The sequence below is a fragment of the Paraburkholderia sp. A3BS-1L genome, from assembly GCF_051125215.1.
In the GTDB taxonomy this organism is placed as follows: Bacteria; Pseudomonadota; Gammaproteobacteria; order Burkholderiales; family Burkholderiaceae; genus Paraburkholderia.
On record NZ_CP120443.1, the window covers coordinates 1,591,759 to 1,610,197 of the forward strand.

The 18,439-nt window shown below is 64.1% G+C and carries 19 protein-coding genes; 11 read left to right on the plus strand and 8 right to left on the minus strand.

Annotated features, from left to right (window positions below; all coding sequences use genetic code 11):
* Positions 1–20: 20 nt before the first annotated feature.
* Positions 21–302: an aldo/keto reductase gene (locus tag P5W99_RS22335; RefSeq protein ID WP_421025573.1), complete on the minus strand. Its 282-nt coding sequence runs from the start codon at positions 300–302 to the stop codon at positions 21–23.
* Positions 303–325: 23 nt separating this feature from the next.
* On the opposite strand from P5W99_RS22335, the gene P5W99_RS22340 reads away from it, so the two are divergent.
* Together P5W99_RS22340 and P5W99_RS22345 are read left to right on the plus strand one after the other, a co-directional pair.
* A complete protein-coding gene (locus P5W99_RS22340; RefSeq protein WP_421025574.1) occupies positions 326–538 on the plus strand; it encodes a hypothetical protein in 213 nt (70 codons plus the stop codon).
* Positions 539–604: 66 nt separating this feature from the next.
* The gene (locus tag P5W99_RS22345; RefSeq protein ID WP_434663000.1) at positions 605–2,740 is read left to right on the plus strand and encodes a tetratricopeptide repeat protein; all 2,136 of its coding nucleotides are present in this window, start codon (positions 605–607) and stop codon (positions 2,738–2,740) included.
* A 26-nt stretch (positions 2,741–2,766) separates the two neighbouring features.
* On the opposite strand, the gene P5W99_RS22350 is transcribed toward P5W99_RS22345, so the two are convergent.
* Complete coding sequence (locus P5W99_RS22350) at positions 2,767–2,988, minus strand: hypothetical protein (RefSeq protein WP_421025576.1); 222 nt, start codon at positions 2,986–2,988, stop codon at positions 2,767–2,769.
* Positions 2,989–3,324: 336 nt separating this feature from the next.
* On the opposite strand from P5W99_RS22350, the gene P5W99_RS22355 reads away from it, so the two are divergent.
* Positions 3,325–3,678: a DUF1330 domain-containing protein gene (locus P5W99_RS22355; RefSeq protein WP_421025577.1), complete on the plus strand. Its 354-nt coding sequence runs from the start codon at positions 3,325–3,327 to the stop codon at positions 3,676–3,678.
* A gap of 47 nt (positions 3,679–3,725) precedes the next feature.
* On the opposite strand, the gene P5W99_RS22360 is transcribed toward P5W99_RS22355, so the two are convergent.
* Both P5W99_RS22360 and P5W99_RS22365 read right to left on the minus strand, forming a co-directional pair.
* Positions 3,726–4,250 carry a hypothetical protein gene (locus P5W99_RS22360; RefSeq protein WP_421027014.1) on the minus strand — a complete coding sequence of 175 codons (525 nt, stop codon included), beginning with the start codon at positions 4,248–4,250 and terminating at the stop codon, positions 3,726–3,728.
* A 42-nt stretch (positions 4,251–4,292) separates the two neighbouring features.
* Positions 4,293–5,102 (minus strand): DUF2092 domain-containing protein, encoded by an 810-nt coding sequence (locus P5W99_RS22365; RefSeq protein WP_421025578.1) that lies wholly within the window; start codon positions 5,100–5,102, stop codon positions 4,293–4,295.
* A 507-nt stretch (positions 5,103–5,609) separates the two neighbouring features.
* Here P5W99_RS22365 and P5W99_RS22370 point away from each other — a divergent pair.
* Entirely contained in the window at positions 5,610–7,052 is a 1,443-nt protein-coding gene (locus P5W99_RS22370) for an NAD-dependent succinate-semialdehyde dehydrogenase (RefSeq protein ID WP_421025579.1), read from the plus strand.
* A gap of 88 nt (positions 7,053–7,140) precedes the next feature.
* Here the strand turns inward: P5W99_RS22370 and kdgT are convergent, their stop codons facing one another.
* Entirely contained in the window at positions 7,141–8,157 is a 1,017-nt protein-coding gene (gene kdgT / locus P5W99_RS22375; protein ID WP_434663004.1) for a 2-keto-3-deoxygluconate transporter, read from the minus strand.
* A gap of 303 nt (positions 8,158–8,460) precedes the next feature.
* Between kdgT and kduI the strand changes: the two genes are divergently transcribed.
* The 3 genes from kduI (at position 8,461) to kdgR (ending at position 11,101) form a co-directional block, all read left to right on the plus strand.
* Entirely contained in the window at positions 8,461–9,297 is an 837-nt protein-coding gene (kduI, locus tag P5W99_RS22380; protein WP_421025581.1) for a 5-dehydro-4-deoxy-D-glucuronate isomerase, read from the plus strand.
* Between the two features lie 75 nt (positions 9,298–9,372).
* Positions 9,373–10,143, plus strand: a complete 771-nt coding sequence (gene kduD / locus P5W99_RS22385; protein ID WP_434663007.1) for a 2-dehydro-3-deoxy-D-gluconate 5-dehydrogenase KduD — start codon at positions 9,373–9,375, stop codon at positions 10,141–10,143.
* A 55-nt stretch (positions 10,144–10,198) separates the two neighbouring features.
* Entirely contained in the window at positions 10,199–11,101 is a 903-nt protein-coding gene (gene kdgR, locus P5W99_RS22390; protein WP_421025583.1) for a DNA-binding transcriptional regulator KdgR, read from the plus strand.
* A gap of 22 nt (positions 11,102–11,123) precedes the next feature.
* Here kdgR and P5W99_RS22395 read toward each other — a convergent pair whose 3' ends face one another.
* From P5W99_RS22395 to P5W99_RS22405, 3 genes are read right to left on the minus strand one after another with little or no spacing between them, the layout of a single operon-like run.
* On the minus strand, positions 11,124–12,599 hold the full coding sequence (locus P5W99_RS22395) for an efflux transporter outer membrane subunit (protein WP_421025584.1): 1,476 nt from the start codon (positions 12,597–12,599) through the stop codon (positions 11,124–11,126).
* 18 nt (positions 12,600–12,617) lie between these two features.
* The gene (locus P5W99_RS22400) at positions 12,618–14,213 is read right to left on the minus strand and encodes an MDR family MFS transporter (protein WP_421025585.1); all 1,596 of its coding nucleotides are present in this window, start codon (positions 14,211–14,213) and stop codon (positions 12,618–12,620) included.
* Positions 14,206–15,342: an HlyD family secretion protein gene (locus P5W99_RS22405; RefSeq protein ID WP_421025586.1), complete on the minus strand. Its 1,137-nt coding sequence runs from the start codon at positions 15,340–15,342 to the stop codon at positions 14,206–14,208. Before P5W99_RS22405 ends, P5W99_RS22400 begins: the two co-directional genes overlap by 8 nt.
* Positions 15,343–15,454: 112 nt before the next feature.
* Here P5W99_RS22405 and P5W99_RS22410 point away from each other — a divergent pair, with 112 nt between their 5' ends.
* The 4 genes from P5W99_RS22410 (at position 15,455) to P5W99_RS22425 (ending at position 18,353) form a co-directional block, all read left to right on the plus strand.
* On the plus strand, positions 15,455–16,171 hold the full coding sequence (locus P5W99_RS22410; protein ID WP_421025587.1) for a CerR family C-terminal domain-containing protein: 717 nt from the start codon (positions 15,455–15,457) through the stop codon (positions 16,169–16,171).
* Positions 16,172–16,375: 204 nt separating this feature from the next.
* Positions 16,376–17,011 carry a LysE family translocator gene (locus P5W99_RS22415; protein ID WP_434663010.1) on the plus strand — a complete coding sequence of 212 codons (636 nt, stop codon included), beginning with the start codon at positions 16,376–16,378 and terminating at the stop codon, positions 17,009–17,011.
* Positions 17,012–17,115: 104 nt separating this feature from the next.
* On the plus strand, positions 17,116–17,682 hold the full coding sequence (locus P5W99_RS22420) for a TetR/AcrR family transcriptional regulator (protein ID WP_421025589.1): 567 nt from the start codon (positions 17,116–17,118) through the stop codon (positions 17,680–17,682).
* A 245-nt stretch (positions 17,683–17,927) separates the two neighbouring features.
* Entirely contained in the window at positions 17,928–18,353 is a 426-nt protein-coding gene (locus P5W99_RS22425; RefSeq protein ID WP_421025590.1) for an organic hydroperoxide resistance protein, read from the plus strand.
* The last annotated feature ends 86 nt before the right edge of the window (positions 18,354–18,439 follow it).

Here is an 18,439-nt window from a genome sequence, read left to right on the forward strand (position 1 = left end):
TATGGATTATCAATGCCGGCTTAGCGCGCGGCATCGCCCAGACGATACGCAGCGCTCGCCTCGTCGAGTTGCGTTTTCAGCGCGGGATCGAGTGCGAGGTCGACTGCTGCGATCGACGCGTCAAGCTGCTCGGGCCGGCTCGCGCCAATGAGCACCGACGTCACGAGCGGATTGGCCAGCACCCACGCCACCGACGCGGTCGTGAGCGACTGCCCGGCCTGCGCGACGATGCCGCGCAGCGTCTCGATGGTCTCGAACTCGCGCGCATGCCAGTAGCGCTCGTGATACATCCTCCCGGCCACGCCCGCGCTTTGCGATGTTCCCGATGCACAGTGACGATGAACTCGCAGAACTGGCTGACGATATCAAGCTCAATGGCCTGCGCTGTCCCGTCACACTCGGCATTGCCGTAGTGGAGGAAGGCACCGAGCCGACCTTGTGTGTGGTGGCCATTGCGATCAGCCGCAGGCAATCGCAGCCAACCGCAGGCAGCCGCAAGCACGCGATTCCCCGAACAGGCCGGTCCGTCCCGCTCTAATCGCGCCGTTGCCCGCGCACCGCCTGCCGTAAGCTCGGAGCATCCCATTCTGTTTCTCAGCCCACCGTGACCCCGACGCCCACCGACTCGCCCCTCCACGCCGACCGCCAGCAGGAAGCGAGCGCACTGAGCGCGCAAGGCCGCTTCTGCGAAGCGCTCGCCATGCTCGCGCCGCTCGTCGGCGACCGCGCGCGCGCGGACGACGCGGATCTCGCCGACACGCTCCATCTCGCGGCGCTATGCGCACTGGGCGCCGGCAAGACCGATGCCGCGCATGCGCTGTGGCAGCGCTGCATCGACGCAAAGCCCGCGTTCGTCGATGCCTGGCACGGCTTGGCCGCGATGCTCACCGCGCTCGGCCAGTGGGCTGCCGCCGAAATGGTCTGGCGGCAACTGACCGCCGTGGCCCCCCATAACGCGGATGCGCACAGCAATCTCGGCATCGTGCTGCATCGGCTCGGGCGCACGCAGGAAGCTGAGCTTGCCTGCCGCATGGCGCTCGCGCGCGAGCCGGGGCACGTGGACGCGCATTACAACCTCGGCGTGGTCCTGCACGACGCGGGCCGCCGCGACGAAGCCGAAGCGTCCTGGCGCGCGGCGCTCGAGCACAACCCGCGCCATGCGCGCGCGCACAACAATCTCGGCACGCTGCTGCGCGAGCGCGGCCAACTCGAAGCCGCGGAAGAGGCCTGGCGTCAGGCCCTGCTCGCCGAGCCGCAATACCCCGAGGCGCTGAACAACTACGGCGCGCTGCTCAAGTCGCTCGGCCGGCTCGTCGAGGCGGAGCTCGCATGCCGCCTCGCGATCCAGATACGGCCCGACTATGTCGATGCGCTCAACAACCTCGGCTGCGTGCTCACGGAACTCAAGCGCCAGCCCGAAGCCGAGCGGCTTTATCGGCAAGCGCTCGCGTTGCGCCCCGACCATGTCGAAGCGCATTACAACCTCGGCGTCGCGCTGCAACAGCTCGAACGCTACCCCGAAGCCGAAACGGCCTGGCGCACGGCCCTGCGGCTCGCCCCGGCGCACGCGCAAACGCTCAACAATCTCGGCTGCATGCTGGGCACGCTAGGCCGTCTGCCCGAAGCGCTCGCGACACTTCGGCAGGCGCTCGAATGCGACGCCCATCTCGCGCAAGCCCATTTCAATCTGGGCGGCGTCCTGAAGGAGCTGGGCGCGCTGGAAGAAGCCGAAGCCGCATATCGCCGCGCAATTGCACTCGCACCGGCTTACGGCGATGCCGTGTTTCGCCTCGCCACGCTGCTCATCGCCATGGGCCGCTACGAGGAAGGCTGGCGCCTCTACGAACGGCGCTACGAAAACACCGGCTTCGTGCATTTCGCCTCGCGCGGGATGCTCAGCTGCGCGCATTGGCAAGGCCAGCCGCTGGCCGGCAAATCGCTGCTGCTGTGGCAGGAAGACGGCCTCGGCGACATGCTCCAGTTCGCCCGCTACGCGCGCCTCGTCAAGGCACGCGGCGCGACGCGGGTGGCGTTCGGCTGCGTCGACGCCCTGCATCGCGTGCTCGCGGGCGTCGAAGGCATCGACGCCGTGCTCACTCACGCCGAAGCCGTCGCGCGCGCCGCCGGGTTCGACTACTGGGCGAGTCCGCTGAGCCTGCCGCTGCATCTCGCCACCACCCTCGACACGACGCCGCCGCCCACCCGCTTCGTGCTCGACTCCGGGCTCGTACGCAAATGGGGGGGGCGCCTCGCGACACTCGGCGCCGGCCCGCGTATCGGGCTCGTGTGGAAAGGCAATCCGCAGCATCACAACGACACGCATCGTTCGATTCCCTCGCTCGCGGTGCTCGCGCCGCTCTGGAGCGTGCCGGGGCTGAAATTCGTGAGCCTGCAAAAAGGCGCGGGAGAAAACGAAGCGGACGAGGCGAATGAAGCGCAGCGGCCGATCCTGCACCTGGGGGGAGAAATTGCCGATTTCGTGGATACGGCCGCTATCGTCTCGCAGCTCGATCTGCTGATCTGCGTGGACACTTCGACGGCCCATCTGGCCGCCTCGCTCGGCACGCCCTGCTGGGTGATGCTGCCGCGCCGCGACGTCGACTGGCGCTGGCTTCACGCACGCGAGGATTCGCCGTGGTATCCGCAGACGGTGCGGCTGTTCCGCCAGTCCGTCGACGAAACATGGCACGCGCCGGTCGAGCGCGTGCGGCAGGCGTGCGTGGAGCTCTTCGGCCGGTAGCGCCACCCGCACCCGGCCCGCTTGCGTCAGTCCCAGATATTGCGGAACGCCACGGCCGCGATCACCGGCACGCACAGCACGAGCGGGATCGCGAAATAAGGCATCTCCCGGTCGACTTCCCAGCTGTAGATCAGCCAGCCCAGGCCTACGGCGAGCGTGAGCAACCCAACGAGCACGGTTAGCGTGTTGAGCACCCAGGTGGGCGGCTGCTTGCGCTTGTTCGGGTCTTGCGCGGGAGACGATTTCATTGGGGCTTGAGTGCTGCGTTGAGCGCCTGGGCGTCCCGGCTGGGACGCCGATGAGTCAATTTTACGCTCGAAGCTTGACCGCAAGTGAATGGGGACAGGTCCGGACCGGACACGAGAGAGGCGCATTTCCAACGCCGGAAAAGAAAAAGCCCGCCTGAGCAGGCGGGCTAAATCCATATCAGGAGGAGACATGGAGGAGACCAGACCATTCTAGGGTTTTCCCCAGGCATTTGCAAGCACTTTTTTGCATTACCCCAGAGGTAATCGATTCGCCTCGCGCGCCGCCCTATTCTCGCAAGCAGCTCCCACCCATTTCCCAGCCTCCGCGAGGACATCATGACCGCCTACGCCATCGCCCATCTGCACCAGACCGAACTGTGCGCCGATATCGTCGAATATCTGGAGAAGATCGACGCCACGCTCGCGCCGTTCGGCGGGCGCTTCATCATCCACGGCGGCCCCGTGGAGCGGCTCGAAGGAAAGTTCAGGGGCAATCTGATCGTGATCGAATTCGACGACCGCAAGCGCGCACGAGCGTGGTATTGCTCGCAAGCCTATCAGGCCATCTTGCCGTTGCGCACGCAGCACTCGAGCGGCGAGGTGTTCATCGTCGACCAGGTTGCGCAGCCGCACCGCGCCGCCGACGTGCTCGCGGGCGTGCCCATGCCCGCAACCGGCGTCGCCCCCTGATGCCCTGCCGGGGCGACACGGTTCAGGCACAGGCGCCCGCGCGCTCCTTAGTGCGGCGGCGCGTTGACCACCACGTATTGCACCGTAGTGCCCGAGTATTGCGGCTGATACCACGTCGAGCCGCATTGCTGGTACGTCACGCCGTTGACGGTCATGGCCGAGCAACTAGGCGGCAAAGTGTGGACGATGGAACCGATCACGGCCGCTGTGCCGACCACCGCCGTGGTCACGGCAGCCGCCGTTGCCACCGGATGGTCGTTGTACCAGCTGTTGTGGTTGTCGTTGTAGTTATTGGCGACATTGGCCCGGTTATTGCTGACGTTGTTCGCGACATTCGCGCGGTTGTTGCTGATGTTCGTCGCCGCGTTGGCCCGGTTCGCACTGGTTTGCTGCATGGTGTTCTGGCGATCGGCCGAGCGCGCGGTGCGGTTCTCTTGCCGGGTCTGGACATTGGCCGGATTCGCGCCTCCTCCGTTAGCCCCGCTCACCGATGTCCGCGCGCCGCCTCGAGTCTGAAACGCGCCGGCGGTCGTTGCCACTCCCGCCGCTAACAGCGCGGCGACCGCTGTCATCAAGAATTTTTTCGAGTGCATGGTGATCCCTGTATGAAAATATTATTGGGCGGCGCTGGATTGCACAAATTTGATCTGATGTGCATTTTCAGGTGGCTTGAATTTAAATGTCGCCGGCGTGATCTCGGGTTTGAGATTCCAGCGATACACAGCCGTATATTGGGGTCGCTCCTTGTCCGCCGACGTCACGATATTCAACTTGCATGGCAGCGGCTGCTCGCCTTTCTGAATCCAGATTTGCCAATCGATATGCTTTTGATGATAAGCGTAATGCGAACAGGTATTTCCGCTTACCACTTCGTCGCCTACATATACCGCTGAAATCACATCGGCAAAGGCTGCCGGATCCGCGCCCAGCGAGAAGATGTCGTTCAGCGGCAATTCAACGCCATACCTGGACTCGAGATCGCCGATCAGTTCCTTGATCGTCGACGGCGCGGGGACCGTTGCGTAATAGTTGGCCGGCTCCGTATAGAGCGTGAAGGTCTTGCCGTCATAAATCGCGTGGCGGCTGTTGCCGGGCGCGCCGCCAACGATATCCGCCTTGAGGGAATCGGGGCGGCTCACGGTCATCTTCGTGTTGTGCGACATCTGGATCAGTTGCGTCGTCGGACCATCGACCATGATCTGGTCCGTCGTCGAATCGACATCGAGAGCGAATTGCTTGACGGTTTGCAAGTAATTGTTCATTTTGACCAGCGCATCGATTGCCGCCGGATCCGGCTTATGCGCGGCAGACGGTGCGTTTGCCTTTGATGCCGCCTTCGATGCCGCCATTGCGGCACCTCCCGAAGCACATAATGCGCCAGCAATCGCAGCGGCAAGTGCCAACCTGGTAAACTTTTGCGTCACGCTTCTTCTCCTTTAATTGGCCTGGCAGGCCGATTTCGCAACGTTGAGCTTCAACCCCTGAATAGTCGTTTGTGCCGCGGAACAACAGTGTAACTTTACTTCCGTTTCGTGAATTTCATCACCAATGCATTCGGGCAAGTCTCAGGGACGCGAGCACGTATTTAATTAATCGGCGCTACTGTAAAGATTCGCACTCGAACCGCAAATACATCTGTGCCGGTGCGCGAATATGCATGCCGGCCGCAAGCATAGCGTCTGAGTCATTCCACGGGTTTGCGTCGACTCAAATGAAGCGGCGGTCGAGCAAGGCCCGCTGTCGCTTGCGTCACGCTATCGAACTGGCGCAGGGCAGAATGCCCGCGGTCCGGGGGGACACGAGACTGCAGAATGCGCGCGGCGATGGCAGAATGGACGGCTCTCAGGCAGTTCCCGGCCACGGCGCCTTCCGCGTTGCCGTGCGCGGCGCCCGCTTCCCACCGTTGCACCGTTGAAGAGGATTGTTCGATCATGAGTTCCAGCGTGAAGCCTTATCCGGATACCCAGATTTACGTCGATGGCGCGTGGCGCGCCGGCGCAAAGACGATTGCCGTGATCGACCCCGCCACCGAGGCGGAGATCGGCCGCCTGAGCCTCGCCAGCGAGCAGGACCTCTCGGACGCCGCTTCCGCCGCCGCACGCGCCTTCGCCACCTGGCGCAAAGTCTCGCCGCTCGAACGCAGCAAGCTGATGCGCCGCGCCGCCGATATCCTGCGCGAGCGCGCCGGCGACATCGCTGCGATCATGACGCGCGAGCAAGGCAAGCCGCTAGTCGAAGCAAAGGGCGAAACGCTCGCGGGCGCCGACGTCATCGACTGGTTCGCCGAAGAAGGCCGCCGCACCTACGGCCGCGTGGTGCCCTCCCGCACCGACGCGGTCCGCCAGATCGTCACGCGCGAACCCGTGGGCCCGGTCGCCTGCTTCACGCCCTGGAACTTCCCGCTCAATCAGGCGGTGCGCAAGGTATCGGCCGCGCTCGCATCGGGCTGCACCGTCGTGCTCAAGGGACCGGAAGAAACGCCCGCGAGCTGCGCGGCGCTGGTGCAGGTGTTCATCGACGCGGGCCTGCCCCAGGGCGCGCTCAATCTCGTGTTCGGCGTGCCTTCGGAAGTGTCGTCGTATCTGATCGCGCACCCGGCCATCCGCAAAATCTCTTTCACGGGCTCCACGCCCGTGGGCAAGCTGCTGGCCTCCAAGGCCGGCGAGCACATGAAGCGCGCGACGATGGAGCTCGGCGGCCATGCACCCGCCCTCGTGTTCGCCGACGCGGATATCCCGCGCGCCGCGAAGCTGCTCGCAGGAGCCAAGTTCCGCAACGCGGGCCAGGTATGCATTTCGCCCACGCGCTTCATGATTGAAGACGCCGCGTACGACGAGTTCCTCAAGCACTTCGTGGCGGCCACCAAGGCCATCAAGGTGGGCAACGGCCTCGCCGAAGGCGTGCAGATGGGTCCGCTCGCGAACGACCGGCGCCTTGCCGCCATGGAGCGCCTCGTGGCCGACGCGCGCGAGCACGGCGCAAAGGTGCTGACCGGCGGCGAGCGCGTGGGCCGCGAAGGCTACTTCTTCGCGCCCACCGTGCTGACCGATGTGCCGCTCTCCGCGCGCATCATGAATGAAGAGCCGTTCGGCCCGCTCGCGCCCGTGACGCGTTTCTCGCGCTACGAAGACGCCGTGGCGGAAGCGAACCGCCTGCCCTACGGCCTCGCCGCGTATGCCTATACGCGCTCGAGCGCGACCTCGGCGGCGCTTTCGGAAGACATCGAGACGGGCATGCTGTCCATCAACCACCATGGGCTCGCCCTGCCCGAGGTGCCGTTCGGCGGCGTGAAGGACTCGGGCTATGGCTCGGAAGGCGGCACTGAAGCCATGGAAGCGTATCTCGTGACCAAGTTCGTCACCGAGCATCGGTGATAGACGAACGCGCCGCGCACGAGGATTTCGCGCGCGGCGCGCGGCAGTACATGAATGCGTTAGCGTGCTAGCGCATTAGTTCGCGCACCTAAACATGTGCATCGTGCCCCGCGATCGGCGGCACCGCCGGCCCCATGAATTCCTCGCGCAAGGCGTCTCGCGCACTCCTCCTGCGCACCCAGAGGGCCGTGAGAATGGGCACGAGTATTGCCGTGACCAGACACGCGGTAGCGACCATTGCCGTGGCCGCGGGCACGAGCGGCTTGAAGCGGGGAATCATTTCGCCGATGATCGCGGGATTCGCCACTGCGGCGCCTGCCGTGGACGACGCCGCGAGTCCCGCCGCCCCGTTGCCGCCCGCGATCCAGCGGTCGGCGAAAATCAGCGGAATGCCCGTCACGACGATCACGCCAAGCCCGAGCACCACGCCCGCAAAGCCACTCTTCACGATCACGTTGAGATCGATGCCGTTGCCGAGCGCGAAACCGAAAAACGGAATCAGCGGATGCACGCAACGGCCGAACAGGTCGCGCAACTCGTGATCGAGGTTGCCAAGCACGAAGCCCACGACGAATGGCAGCACCGCGCCCACGAAGAGCCTCGGTTCGAAGAACGCCACGCCCGTTGCGCCGAGAATGATCATGCTGACGAGCGGCCCCGATTCGATCGACATGAGCACGAACGCGCCCGCCTCTTCCTTGGTGCCGTACTGCTGCATGACGGCGGCATAAAGACCGCCGTTGGTCATATCCATCGAAGTCGTGATCGCGAGCACCGATAGCCCCGCGAAAAGACCGGCCTTGACGCCATCCACCGGAATGAAGCGCGCTGCAATCAGCGTGGCGACCCACGCCACTGCCATCTTCGTCACGAGCAGCGTGCCCGATTTGCGCAGCACTGTGCCGGTTGCGCGCAGGTCGATGGTCGCGCCCATGCAGAAGAACCAGACCGCGAGAATCGGCACGGTTCCCGCGATCAATCCATTGGTGAATGAACCAAAGTACTTGCCGGCGCCGGGCGCGAACGTGTGAACACAGGCGCCGAGCAGCAACGGCACCAGCATCAGGCCGCCCGGTATGCGATCGATGGCCTTCTTCAGCTTCATGCCTCCTCCTTGAACTTCACATCGCTTCGCCGGATCGGCACTCAAGTGCATGGCGTCCGGCTTGTGGTCGAGATGCTCCCTTCGAGAAAAGAATAGCAGCGTAAAAGGAACACCGTTCCGGTTTCTCATGCAGCTTTCGTCAACGTATACCCGCGTATTTATTGGATTTTCCCATTATCTGGGCTGCTTGCTTGCTCGCTATGGCAGCGAACAGTTTCGGACCGATGTTCCGAAAATTTAGATCTGCACTATAGTCAATCCAATCGGGCGCGAGCGCGCCTTTCCATTCAACGGAGAGCCTGCATGGAAGTGCGACAAAGCATCAACAGCGAATATGCAAGGACGCTGGACACCGAAGGACTGCGCAAGGCATTTCTCATCGAGCGGGTTTTCGAGCGCGACGCGTTGCGCCTCACCTACAGCCATGTCGATCGCATCATCGTTGGCGGAGCGTTTCCCGTCACACGCGCCGTGGAAGTGCCAGCGTCGCTCGGCCAGTCGATCGGTGTGGGCCATCTGCTGGAGCGGCGCGAACTGGGCGCGATCAATATCGGCGGGAATGGCTGGGTGGACGTGGACGGCGCGCGCCACGCCGTGCGCAACGAGGAAGCGATCTATATCGGCAAAGGCGCGCGGAATCTCGCCTTCGGCAGCGACGAAGCCGCGCGCCCGGCGAAGTTTTATCTGAACTGCGTGCCTGCGCACGAAACGCACCCCACCCGCACGATCACGCTTGCACAAGCGTCGCCGCAGATGCTGGGCGACCGCGCCACGAGCAACCGGCGCACGATCTACAAATTCCTCGTGCCGGAAGTTCTGTCCACATGCCAGCTCTCAATGGGCGTGACGAAGCTAGAACCCGGCAACCTCTGGAACACCATGCCGTGCCACACGCACGAGCGGCGCATGGAAGTGTATTTCTATTTCAACCTCGCCGACGACGCAGCTGTGTTTCACATGATGGGCGAGCCGCGTGAAACGCGGCACCTGATCGTGCACGACGAACAGGCCGTGATTTCGCCGAGCTGGTCGATTCACTCGGGTGTCGGCACGCGCGCCTATACGTTCATCTGGGGGATGGCCGGCGAAAACCAGGTATTCAGCGACATGGACCATATCGGCGTGCGCGATCTGCGCTGATCGCACGCACGCTTTCTCATCGGAAATCAGGAAAACTTTCGTCCGCCGCATCGTCTTTCGCAAGGCACCGAGCCCATGGTATTCAGCACCGTCAATCCATTCGACCTCAGCGGCAAGGTCGCGATCGTCACCGGCTGCAACGCCGGCCTCGGCGCCGGCATGGCCACCGCACTCGCACAGGCGGGTTGCGATATCGTCGGCGTGAGCCGGCGCGGGCCGGGAAACACGCCGGCGAGCGTGGCAGCAACCGGACGCCGCTTCATCGACGTGCGTGCCGACCTCGCCTCCATCGCGCCTGTCGAGGACATCGTGCGGGCCGCGCTCGAAGCCTGCGGGCGCATCGATGTGCTCGTGAACAACGCCGGCATCATCCGCCGCTGCGACGCACTGGAGTTCGCGCCAGACGACTGGGATGCCGTCATGGACGTCAACCTCAAGAGCGTGTTCTTCCTCGCCCAGGCCGCTGCACGTCAGTTCGTCAAGCAGCAAAGCGGCGGCAAGATCATCAACATCGCTTCCATGCTGTCGTTTCAGGGAGGCGTCCGCGTGGCTTCTTACACGGCCGCCAAGAGCGGCGTGCTCGGCCTCACGCGCCTGCTCGCGAACGAATGGGCGCCTCGCGGCATCAACGTGAACGCGATCGCGCCAGGCTACATGGCCACCGCCAACACCACGGCACTGCGCGAAGATGCTGAGCGCAACGAGGCAATCATCGGACGAATTCCGGCTGGCCGCTGGGGCACGAGCGCAGACCTCGCGGGGCCAGTGGTATTTCTCGCTTCGAACGCGTCGGACTACGTGCACGGACATACGCTCGCGGTGGACGGCGGTTGGCTGACCCGCTAGCGGGCGCGGGACGCGGTATGCTTGACGCACCACCCATCGACACGGACCAGGAACAATGGCAGCAACGGGCAAAGGCCGACGCAGCGAGCAAGGCGAGCGCGCCACGGCGCGTGCGCACAGCAATACGACGGGCGCAATGAACGAACTCGACGCCGGCGGCGAGAAAGGCGAATCGGCCTCGTCGATCGGTCGCGTCTTTGCCATTCTCGGCGCGCTCGGCGAACGCGGGCCGATCGGCATCAGCGAGCTTTCGCAACGGCTCGCGCTCTCGAAGACCACGGTGCACCGGGTGCTGCAAACCTTGAAGGCACTCGGCTATGTCGCCCAAGAGGTGGAAACGGACCGCTACCGCCTGACGATCCGCCTCTTCGAACTCGGCGCGCAGGCGCTGGAGAGCGTGGATCTCGTGCGCGAAGCGGACATCGAGATGCGCCGCATCGCGGCCATGACGCGCGAAGCCGTGCATTTGGGCGCGTTCGACGAGGACGCGATCATCTACATCCACAAGATCGATGCCGACTACGGGCTGCGCATGCAATCGCGCATCGGCCGGCGCAATCCGCTGCACAGCACCGCGATCGGCAAGGTGCTGCTCGCCTGGATGGACCCCAAGGAGGCAGCGGAAACCCTCTCGCACGTGGAATTCCGGAAGTCGACGCAGAAAACGCTTTCTTGTGCCGATGCGGTGCTGAGCATTCTTCCGCACGTGCGCGAGCAAGGCTTTGGTGAGGATAACGAAGAACAGGAGGAAGGCTTGCAGTGTCTCGCCGTGCCAGTGTTCGACCGGTTCGGGCGTGCCGCCGCAGGGCTGTCGATTTCGTTTCCGACCATGCGCTGCGGTGCCGATACGAAACCGCATTACGTCGCGCTGCTCAAACGCGCGGGCGCGGCGATCTCGGCGCGACTGGGCTATCACGAGCCGGCGGCGCGCGAACACACCGCCGCCGAGCCCGGCTGATTTCCGATGAGCGCCACCGCGCTCAGCTTGCGTTGCTGCGCCAGCCGAGCCCCAAGCTTTTCTGAAGCGAAACAAAATCCTTGAGCAACTGCGCCTGCCCCGCAATCACATCTTGCTGCGCGAGGAATTCGGCGCGCTGCGTGTCGAGCAGATCGACGAGCGTCGACGCCCCGGCACGATAGCGCGCGCGCATCAGCGTGGCCGAACGCTGCGCCGAGTTCTGCACCTTTTGCAGCGTCAGCAGATGCTCGCGCTGGTAGCCATAGCGCGAAAGCGCGCCGTTCGCGTCCTGCAGCGCGGCGAGCACGGCCTTTTCGTAGCGCGCCTCTGCTTCGTCGCGCGCGGCCTCGGCGCCATGCACTGCGCCCAGCGTGCGGCCGAAGTCGAACACATTCCACTGCAGATACGGCACCCCCGCCCAACTGAAGTTGTTCTTGCGCATCAGATGGCCCGGGTCGGCCGCCGTGAAGCCCAGACTGCCGAATAGCGTGAGTTTGGGCAAAAAGTCGGCCACGTGCTCGCCGATTTGCGCATTGCTCGATGCCAGCCGGCGCTCGGCCGCGCGGATATCGGGGCGCTGTGCGAGCATCGTCGTGGGGTCGCTCACGAGCACCGAAGCAGGCAGCGACGGCAGCGCACGCGGCGCGGCCAGTTCGGCATCGAGCGCGCCGGGCGCCTTGCCGGTGAGCACCGCCAACTGGTCGAGCGACATTTCCACCTGTGCCGCAAGCGGTGCGAGCGTCGAGCGCGTGGTCTCGACCTGGGTGGTCAATCGCTCGACATCCACCTCCGCCGCGGTTCCGCCCGCGCGCCGCTGCTCGGTCAACGTCAGCATCTGCTGCTGCAAATCCGCATTGCGCTGCGCAATCGCGAGGCGCTGCTGTTCGTCGCGCAGATCGACGTAAGCCTGAACCACTTCGGCCGCGAGCGAGACTTGCACATCGGCGAGATCGGCCTGCACCGCATCGGCTTCGTCGCTTGCCGCCTCGACGGCACGACGCGTGCCGCCGAACAGATCGATCTCCCACGATGCGTCGAAGCCGGCCGTGTAAAACTGCAGCGGGCCGCGCCCCGCCCCGGAGCTCCCGGGCTGCGGCGAGAATGCGTTGAGATTGGGTTCGCGCAAGCGCGGCGCGGCGGCGTTGGCCGAGATCTTGGGCAGCTCCGCAGCGCGCTGCTGCTGCAACTGCGCGCGCGATTGGCGCAGCCGCGCCTGGGCGGCGCGCAGATCGGGATTGTGCTCGAAGGCAGCGGCAACCAGCGCATTCAACTGAGGGTCGTCGAACGAGAGCCACCATTCACTAGGCGCGCGTTCGGGCGTCACGCCCCGCGCAGGCATGCGAACGAAGGTGGCGGCGCTGACCGCCTCCGGCTCGACCGCCGGAGCACCGCGATAGTCGGGGCCCACGGTGCAAGCTGCGAGCGCACACGCGGCAGCCAGCACCGTCAGTACCGTAAGCGGCGCGATTGCGGATCGGGAAGAGCGAATTGCCGTCATGAGTCAGAAGTTGAAGCGTCAGTGGCCGGCCGACGACGTATCCACGCCGGGCTGCGGTTTCTTGAGCAGAAGCGCCAGCGGGACGCATGCCGCCAGTGCGATGCCGAGCACCCAGAATGTTTCGGAAAACGTGATAACCAGCGCTTGCTGCTGGATCTGCAGGGCGATCTGACCGAGCGAGCGCATCTGCGAATAAGCCATGTCGCCCGTTTGCGTGAACCAGTTCGCCGCGCCCGCCGCCAGGCGCTCCTGTCCGATCAGCGAGTTGGCGCTGATCGACTCGCGCAGCACGGCGGTGTGATACGTCTCGCGGCGGTCGATGAGCGTGCCGATGATCGCAAGCCCCACCGACCCACCCAGATTGCGCGCCATGTTATAGAGCCCTGCCGCATCGCCCGAGTCTTCGCGCGAAACGGCGGCCATCGAGGCCTGATTGAGCGGCATCATCGCGAGCATCTGCGCCGTGCCGCGCACCAGTTGCGACCACACGAAATCGTGACCCACGCTCTGTGCGGTAAGCGAAATATCGAGCATGCAACTGAGCGTGAACAGCAACAGCCCGCTCACCACCAGCACGCGAAAATCCACCTTGCCCAGCAGGCGCGGCAACACGGGCATCATCGCGAACGCGGGCAAGCCGGAAAGCAGCATGATCGCGCCCGATTGCTCCGCGTTATAGCCCGCGACCAGCGAGAGAAACTGCGGCAGCAAATACGAAATGCCGTAGAGCCCCGCACCCACTGCAAACACGATCACGATCACACTCGCATAGCGCGGATTGCGCATGAGCGAAAGGCGCAGGATCGGCTTTTTGGCCATGAACTGCGAAAGCGCGATAAGCACCATGCCTGCAATCGTCACCCACGAGAGCGTGACGATCATGTTCGATTCGAACCAGCGCTCGCGCTGCCCCTCTTCGAGCACGACGGTGAGCGAACTCAGTCCCACCGCCAGCCCGGCGATGCCGAGCCAGTCAGCCTTGAAAAATGCTTCCCAATGCGGGCGATCGGGCTCGAGACCGACGATCAGCAGCGTGATGAGCGCGAGACACACGGGCAGGTTGATGAAGAAGCACCAGCTCCAGCTGATGTTTTCCGCAAGCCAGCCGCCCACGACCGGACCAAGCAGCGGCCCGAGCAGCACAATGAGGCCGAACACCGTCATGCCGATCGGCAACTGCGAGAGTGGCAGACGCGTGCGGATGATGGTCTGGCCGGTGGGAATCATCGCGCCGCCCGTGAAGCCCTGGCCGATGCGCCCTGCAATCATCAGACCGAGCGAGTTCGACCAGCCGCACATCATCGAAAAGCCGATAAAAAGCGCGGAATTGACGAGCAGAAAATTTCGCAGTCCGAAGACCCGCGTGAGCCACGCAGCAAGCGGAATCATCACGATCTCGGACATCAGGTAGCCCGTGGAGATCCACGTGCCCTCGGTGCCGGTCGCGCCAATCTCGCCTTGAATCTGCGGCAGCGCCGAGTTCGTAATGGAAATGTCGAGCGTCGCCATCAGCGCGCCAAGCGCGCCGGCCGCCACCGCGATCCAGTCGGCCACGCTCGCGCGCTCGCCGGGCGGATGCGCGGCGCCCGCCTGTCCAGTGGCGTGCTCAGCCACGATGGTTCTCGGCGTCGATGCGGCGGTCGTCCTCGCGAGCGGAACGGGTGTCGACGTCCACGGTCACGGACATGCCGGGCAGCAGCACGCCGCGCGTTTCGGGACCGGTCTCGACACGGATGCGCACCGGCACGCGCTGCACGATCTTGGTGAAATTGCCAGTGGCATTTTCTGGCGGCAGCAGCGCGAATTGCGCGCCGGTGCCCGGCGAAAAGCTGTCCACCACCCCATGCAGCGTATGGCCCGGCAGTGCGTCGACATGCATCTCCACAGGTTGGCCCACGCGCATGCGGCCAATCTGCGTTTCCTTGAAATTCGCGGTGAGGTAAGTCTGCTGCACAGGCACCACGGTGAGCATGCGCGTGCCGGGCTGCACATACTGGCCCACGCGAACCGTGCGGTCGCCCACGCGCCCCGCGAGCGCGCTCCTCACCACGGTGTTGTCCAGATCGAGTTGCGCCTGTGCAGCATTGGCGCGCGCCGCCTCGAGTTGCGCGCGGGCCTGTGCGATCTGTGCGGTGAGCGCGGCAATCTGTGAGCGCGCGGCTTCCACGGCGGCGGTGTCGGCGGCCAGCTTGGCCTGAGCCTGTTCGCGCTGGCTCTTGAGTTCCGCGAGACGATCGGCGGTTTCCGCGCCTATTGCGGTAAGGGGCGCATAGCGCGCGACTTCGTCTTGAGCGTGGTGCAGGCCCACGCGCGCCACTTCCTGCTGCGCTTGGGTCTGGGCAATGTTGGCATGCTGTTGCGCGAGTTGCGCCTCGGCATGCTGGATGTCCGCGTTGCGTGCGTCCACAGTCGCGTTCGCCTGATCGAGCGCGACCTGGTACTGGCGTGCGTCGAGTTTCACGAGCGGGTCGCCGGCCTTCACTCCCTGGTTGTCGGCCACATAAACATCCGTGACATAGCCGTTCACCTTCGGCGCGATTGTCACGCTATCGGCCTTCAGATAAGCGTCGTCGGTGCTCTCGATGAAGCGCCCGACGAGCCACCAGTGGCCGCCCCATGCCACCGAAGCAACGAGCGCCACGAGCCCGAGCCCCGCCAGCACGATGCGCCGGGTGCCACGCTTTTCAGCCGAAACGGCATCGCTCGACGCTTCGCGCCCCGATGCCCCCGCAGTCGTAGACATGTTTGCCTGAACCTTAAATGATCGGAATTATTCCAGTTGGCAAAATTATTCCATTCGGAAAAATTGTGTCAAGTGATATATTTCTGAAAACCTGGGTGCTAACCGGATGCTTATGAACGAACCGAAACGACTGCGCCGCCCGGCGGCGGGCGGCTATGCGCGCGGAGACGAAACGCGCCGCAAGATCATCGAAGCCGCCATCAGCCTGTTCGGGCAGCACGGCTTCGAGGGCGCCTCGACGCGGGACATCGCAGCGCGCGCCGGCGTCAACGCACCGGCGCTGCAGTACTACTTCGAGAACAAGGAAGGGCTTTACCGCGCGTGTGCCGAGTCACTCGCCGACGCTTCGTGGGAGGCCTTCGAGCCCGCCGTGCTGCGCGCCCGCACGGCGCTCGAGCGCTACGCCGACACCGCCGTGCTCATCGAAGCGTTTCTCGACATTCAGCGCAGCGTGGCCGACCGCACCTTCGTAAAGCACTGCGAGCCGGACCAGCGGCTTTTTTTCGCGCGCGAGCAAGGCGGCGGCGAGCCCGAAATCGGCACCGAGGTGCTGCGCGAGCGTGTGCGCATGCCGCTGAACGTAGTGAACTCGGCACTGCTGGCCCGCATCACGGGCCTCGCCGCCGATGATCCGCTCACCATCGTGCGCATGTTCAGTCTTTACGGGCAATTTCTGCTCTTCTACGTCGCGCGTCGCTCGACGCTCACGATGCTCGAATGGAAAGACATCGATGCCGCAAAAGCCGAGTTCCTCAAGGCGAACATCGGCGAACAAACGCGCGTGCTGCTCGAACACTGGAGCCGGGAGCGTGACGCGCACGGGGCTTGAAGCCTGCTTGACGCCGGCTTGAGGCTCGAAAGGCAGCGGACGCCCGCGTGAGTTTCCAATCCGGAACCAAACCAGCATTTGGATTCGCTTCGGAAACCCCGATCGGCATGGACACTTTGGCATTCGAACATCGCCAATTGGCTCGTGCGAAGCGTCTATGCGCGTGCTAGTGTTAAAAACTTATTCCGTGCTTTCGGCCCCGCCATGTCTCCCACTACTGCTGTCGTCAGCATTCTCGCCGCCGTCCTGCTCGGCGCAATGAGCCCCGGCCCCAGCTTCGTGATGGTCGCGCGCAACGCGATCGGCCTGTCGCGCCGGGACGGTGTCGCGACTGCTTTCGGCATGGGCATCGGCGCGATCTGCTTTGCCGGCGTTGCGCTGGCGGGTCTCTATACACTCCTCTCCAGCGTCAAGTGGCTCTACGCCGGACTCAAGATCGCTGGCGGCCTCTACCTCCTCTACATTGCCTCGCGCATCTGGCGCGGCGCGGGCCAGCCTGTGATCATGAGCAAGGGCGAAGCGCAGGGAGCCTGTCCGGGCAAATCGTTCTGGACCGGCCTGACGACCCAATTGAGCAACCCGAAAACGGCCGTGGCTTACGGCAGCATCTTCGTGGCGCTGCTCCCGCAGCATCCGCCGCTCTGGTGCTATTTCGCGCTGCCGCCGCTCGTGTTCGCGATCGAAACCGGCTGGTACACCGTAGTCGCGCTTTGCTTTTCGAGCCAGCGCCCGCGCGATATTTATCTGCGCGCGAAGCATTGGATCGACCGCATCGCGGCGGGCGCGATCGCCGCACTCGGCTTGCGGCTGATCCTCAGCGCGGGCCGGCGAGGGCTCTGAAGCACGGTTGATCCGCGGAGCAACAAGGAGCGAAGATGAGCGAAGGAAACAAAATTTCGTTTCCGCACTTGACAACCTATCTTCCAGTAGATAAATTCCAACCCATGGAAACGAAGTTGACAGTACGCGAGCAGGTGTTGGACCACGCCATCACGTTGATGATGCTGCGCGGCTACAACGGCTTCAGCTATCGCGACCTTTCGGAACTCGTGGGCGTGAAAACGTCCAGCATCCACTATTACTTTCCGTCGAAAGACGACCTGGTGCTCGAAGCGGTGAATCAGTACAGCGGCGAAGTCATGCGCGCCCTGCAGGCAGTAGACCCGGCGCTACCCGCGAACGAGAAGCTCACAAGGTACACGCGGATGTTCGGCAAGACGCTTGGCGACGGTGACCAGATCTGTCTGTGCGGCATGCTGGCCGCCGACATCGGCACACTGCCAGAGACGGTGCGCGAGGCCGTGCAAGCATTCTTCCGCGCCAACGAAGCGTGGCTGGCAAAAGTACTGGCGCAAGGCGTAAAGGAAGGCACGCTAGTTGCGCGCGGCAAGCCGGAAAGCGCGGCACGCACGTTGTTCGCGGCGCTGCAGGGCAGCGTGCTGGCGAGCCGCCTGTTTCATACGAAGGCGCGGCTCGAAGACGTGGAAGCAATGTGGAAAGCCGTTCCCTGATGGGACGATCGGAAATGTTTGAACGAAGGCGGCGTGCCGCCTTTTTATGGCAGTATTTATCTATCTATCAATAGATAGCGAGTAGGCGACTATGATCATGCGAACGCCACGAATGGTCGATATTGTCGCTGTAACGTTGTAGCGCAGTTCGTCGCGAAGACCGCCCTCGGTCTGGACGACTAATGATTCAGCCGATTCACACCCGCAGCGCCATTTGCTGCAAAGCTCACCAAGGAGAGTCAGCCATGTCGATCGAAAAAGTTCTCTACACTGCAGAAGCAACCGCCACCGGGGGCCGCGATGGCAGCGCAGTGGTGCCCGCAAGCCATCTCGAGTTCAAGCTCACCACGCCGCGCGAACTGGGCGGCGCGGGCGGCGATGGCGCCAACCCCGAACAACTGTTTGCCGCTGGCTATAGCGCCTGCTTCATCGGTGCGATGAAGTTCGTCGCTGCACGCGACAAGATCGCCATTCCGGCCGACGCCTCCATTACTGGCCGTGTGGGCATCGGCGCGATTCCCAACGGCTTCGGCATCGAAGTCGAACTGCGCATCTCCCTGCCCGGCATGGACCGTGCCGCTGCCCAGGCACTCGTCGACAAGGCCCATATCGTGTGCCCGTACTCGAACGCCACGCGCAACAACATCGACGTCACGCTGACGATCGTCTAACGACGCGCCGGTTATTTTCTCGATTTCCGATCGGACCGGTCGCGCCGCGCAGGCCTGCGCGGCTCGACCTTTTATTTTCCCGTTAT

What these genes read in the sequence shown, in the direction of transcription:
- P5W99_RS22370 (WP_421025579.1), top strand. Translation starts at nt 5,610, where the DNA reads ATGAGTTCCAGCGTGAAGCCTTATCCGGATACCCAGATTTACGTCGAT.
- P5W99_RS22420 (WP_421025589.1), top strand. Translation starts at nt 17,116, where the DNA reads ATGGAAACGAAGTTGACAGTACGCGAGCAGGTGTTGGACCACGCCATC.
- kdgR (WP_421025583.1), top strand. Translation starts at nt 10,199, where the DNA reads ATGGCAGCAACGGGCAAAGGCCGACGCAGCGAGCAAGGCGAGCGCGCC.
- kduI (WP_421025581.1), top strand. Translation starts at nt 8,461, where the DNA reads ATGGAAGTGCGACAAAGCATCAACAGCGAATATGCAAGGACGCTGGAC.
- kdgT (WP_434663004.1), bottom strand. Translation starts at nt 8,157, where the DNA reads ATGAAGCTGAAGAAGGCCATCGATCGCATACCGGGCGGCCTGATGCTG.
- P5W99_RS22340 (WP_421025574.1), top strand. Translation starts at nt 326, where the DNA reads ATGCACAGTGACGATGAACTCGCAGAACTGGCTGACGATATCAAGCTC.
- P5W99_RS22415 (WP_434663010.1), top strand. Translation starts at nt 16,376, where the DNA reads ATGTCTCCCACTACTGCTGTCGTCAGCATTCTCGCCGCCGTCCTGCTC.
- P5W99_RS22410 (WP_421025587.1), top strand. Translation starts at nt 15,455, where the DNA reads ATGAACGAACCGAAACGACTGCGCCGCCCGGCGGCGGGCGGCTATGCG.
- P5W99_RS22425 (WP_421025590.1), top strand. Translation starts at nt 17,928, where the DNA reads ATGTCGATCGAAAAAGTTCTCTACACTGCAGAAGCAACCGCCACCGGG.
- P5W99_RS22395 (WP_421025584.1), bottom strand. Translation starts at nt 12,599, where the DNA reads ATGACGGCAATTCGCTCTTCCCGATCCGCAATCGCGCCGCTTACGGTA.
- P5W99_RS22355 (WP_421025577.1), top strand. Translation starts at nt 3,325, where the DNA reads ATGACCGCCTACGCCATCGCCCATCTGCACCAGACCGAACTGTGCGCC.
- kduD (WP_434663007.1), top strand. Translation starts at nt 9,373, where the DNA reads ATGGTATTCAGCACCGTCAATCCATTCGACCTCAGCGGCAAGGTCGCG.
- P5W99_RS22360 (WP_421027014.1), bottom strand. Translation starts at nt 4,250, where the DNA reads ATGACAGCGGTCGCCGCGCTGTTAGCGGCGGGAGTGGCAACGACCGCC.
- P5W99_RS22350 (WP_421025576.1), bottom strand. Translation starts at nt 2,988, where the DNA reads ATGAAATCGTCTCCCGCGCAAGACCCGAACAAGCGCAAGCAGCCGCCC.
- P5W99_RS22405 (WP_421025586.1), bottom strand. Translation starts at nt 15,342, where the DNA reads ATGTCTACGACTGCGGGGGCATCGGGGCGCGAAGCGTCGAGCGATGCC.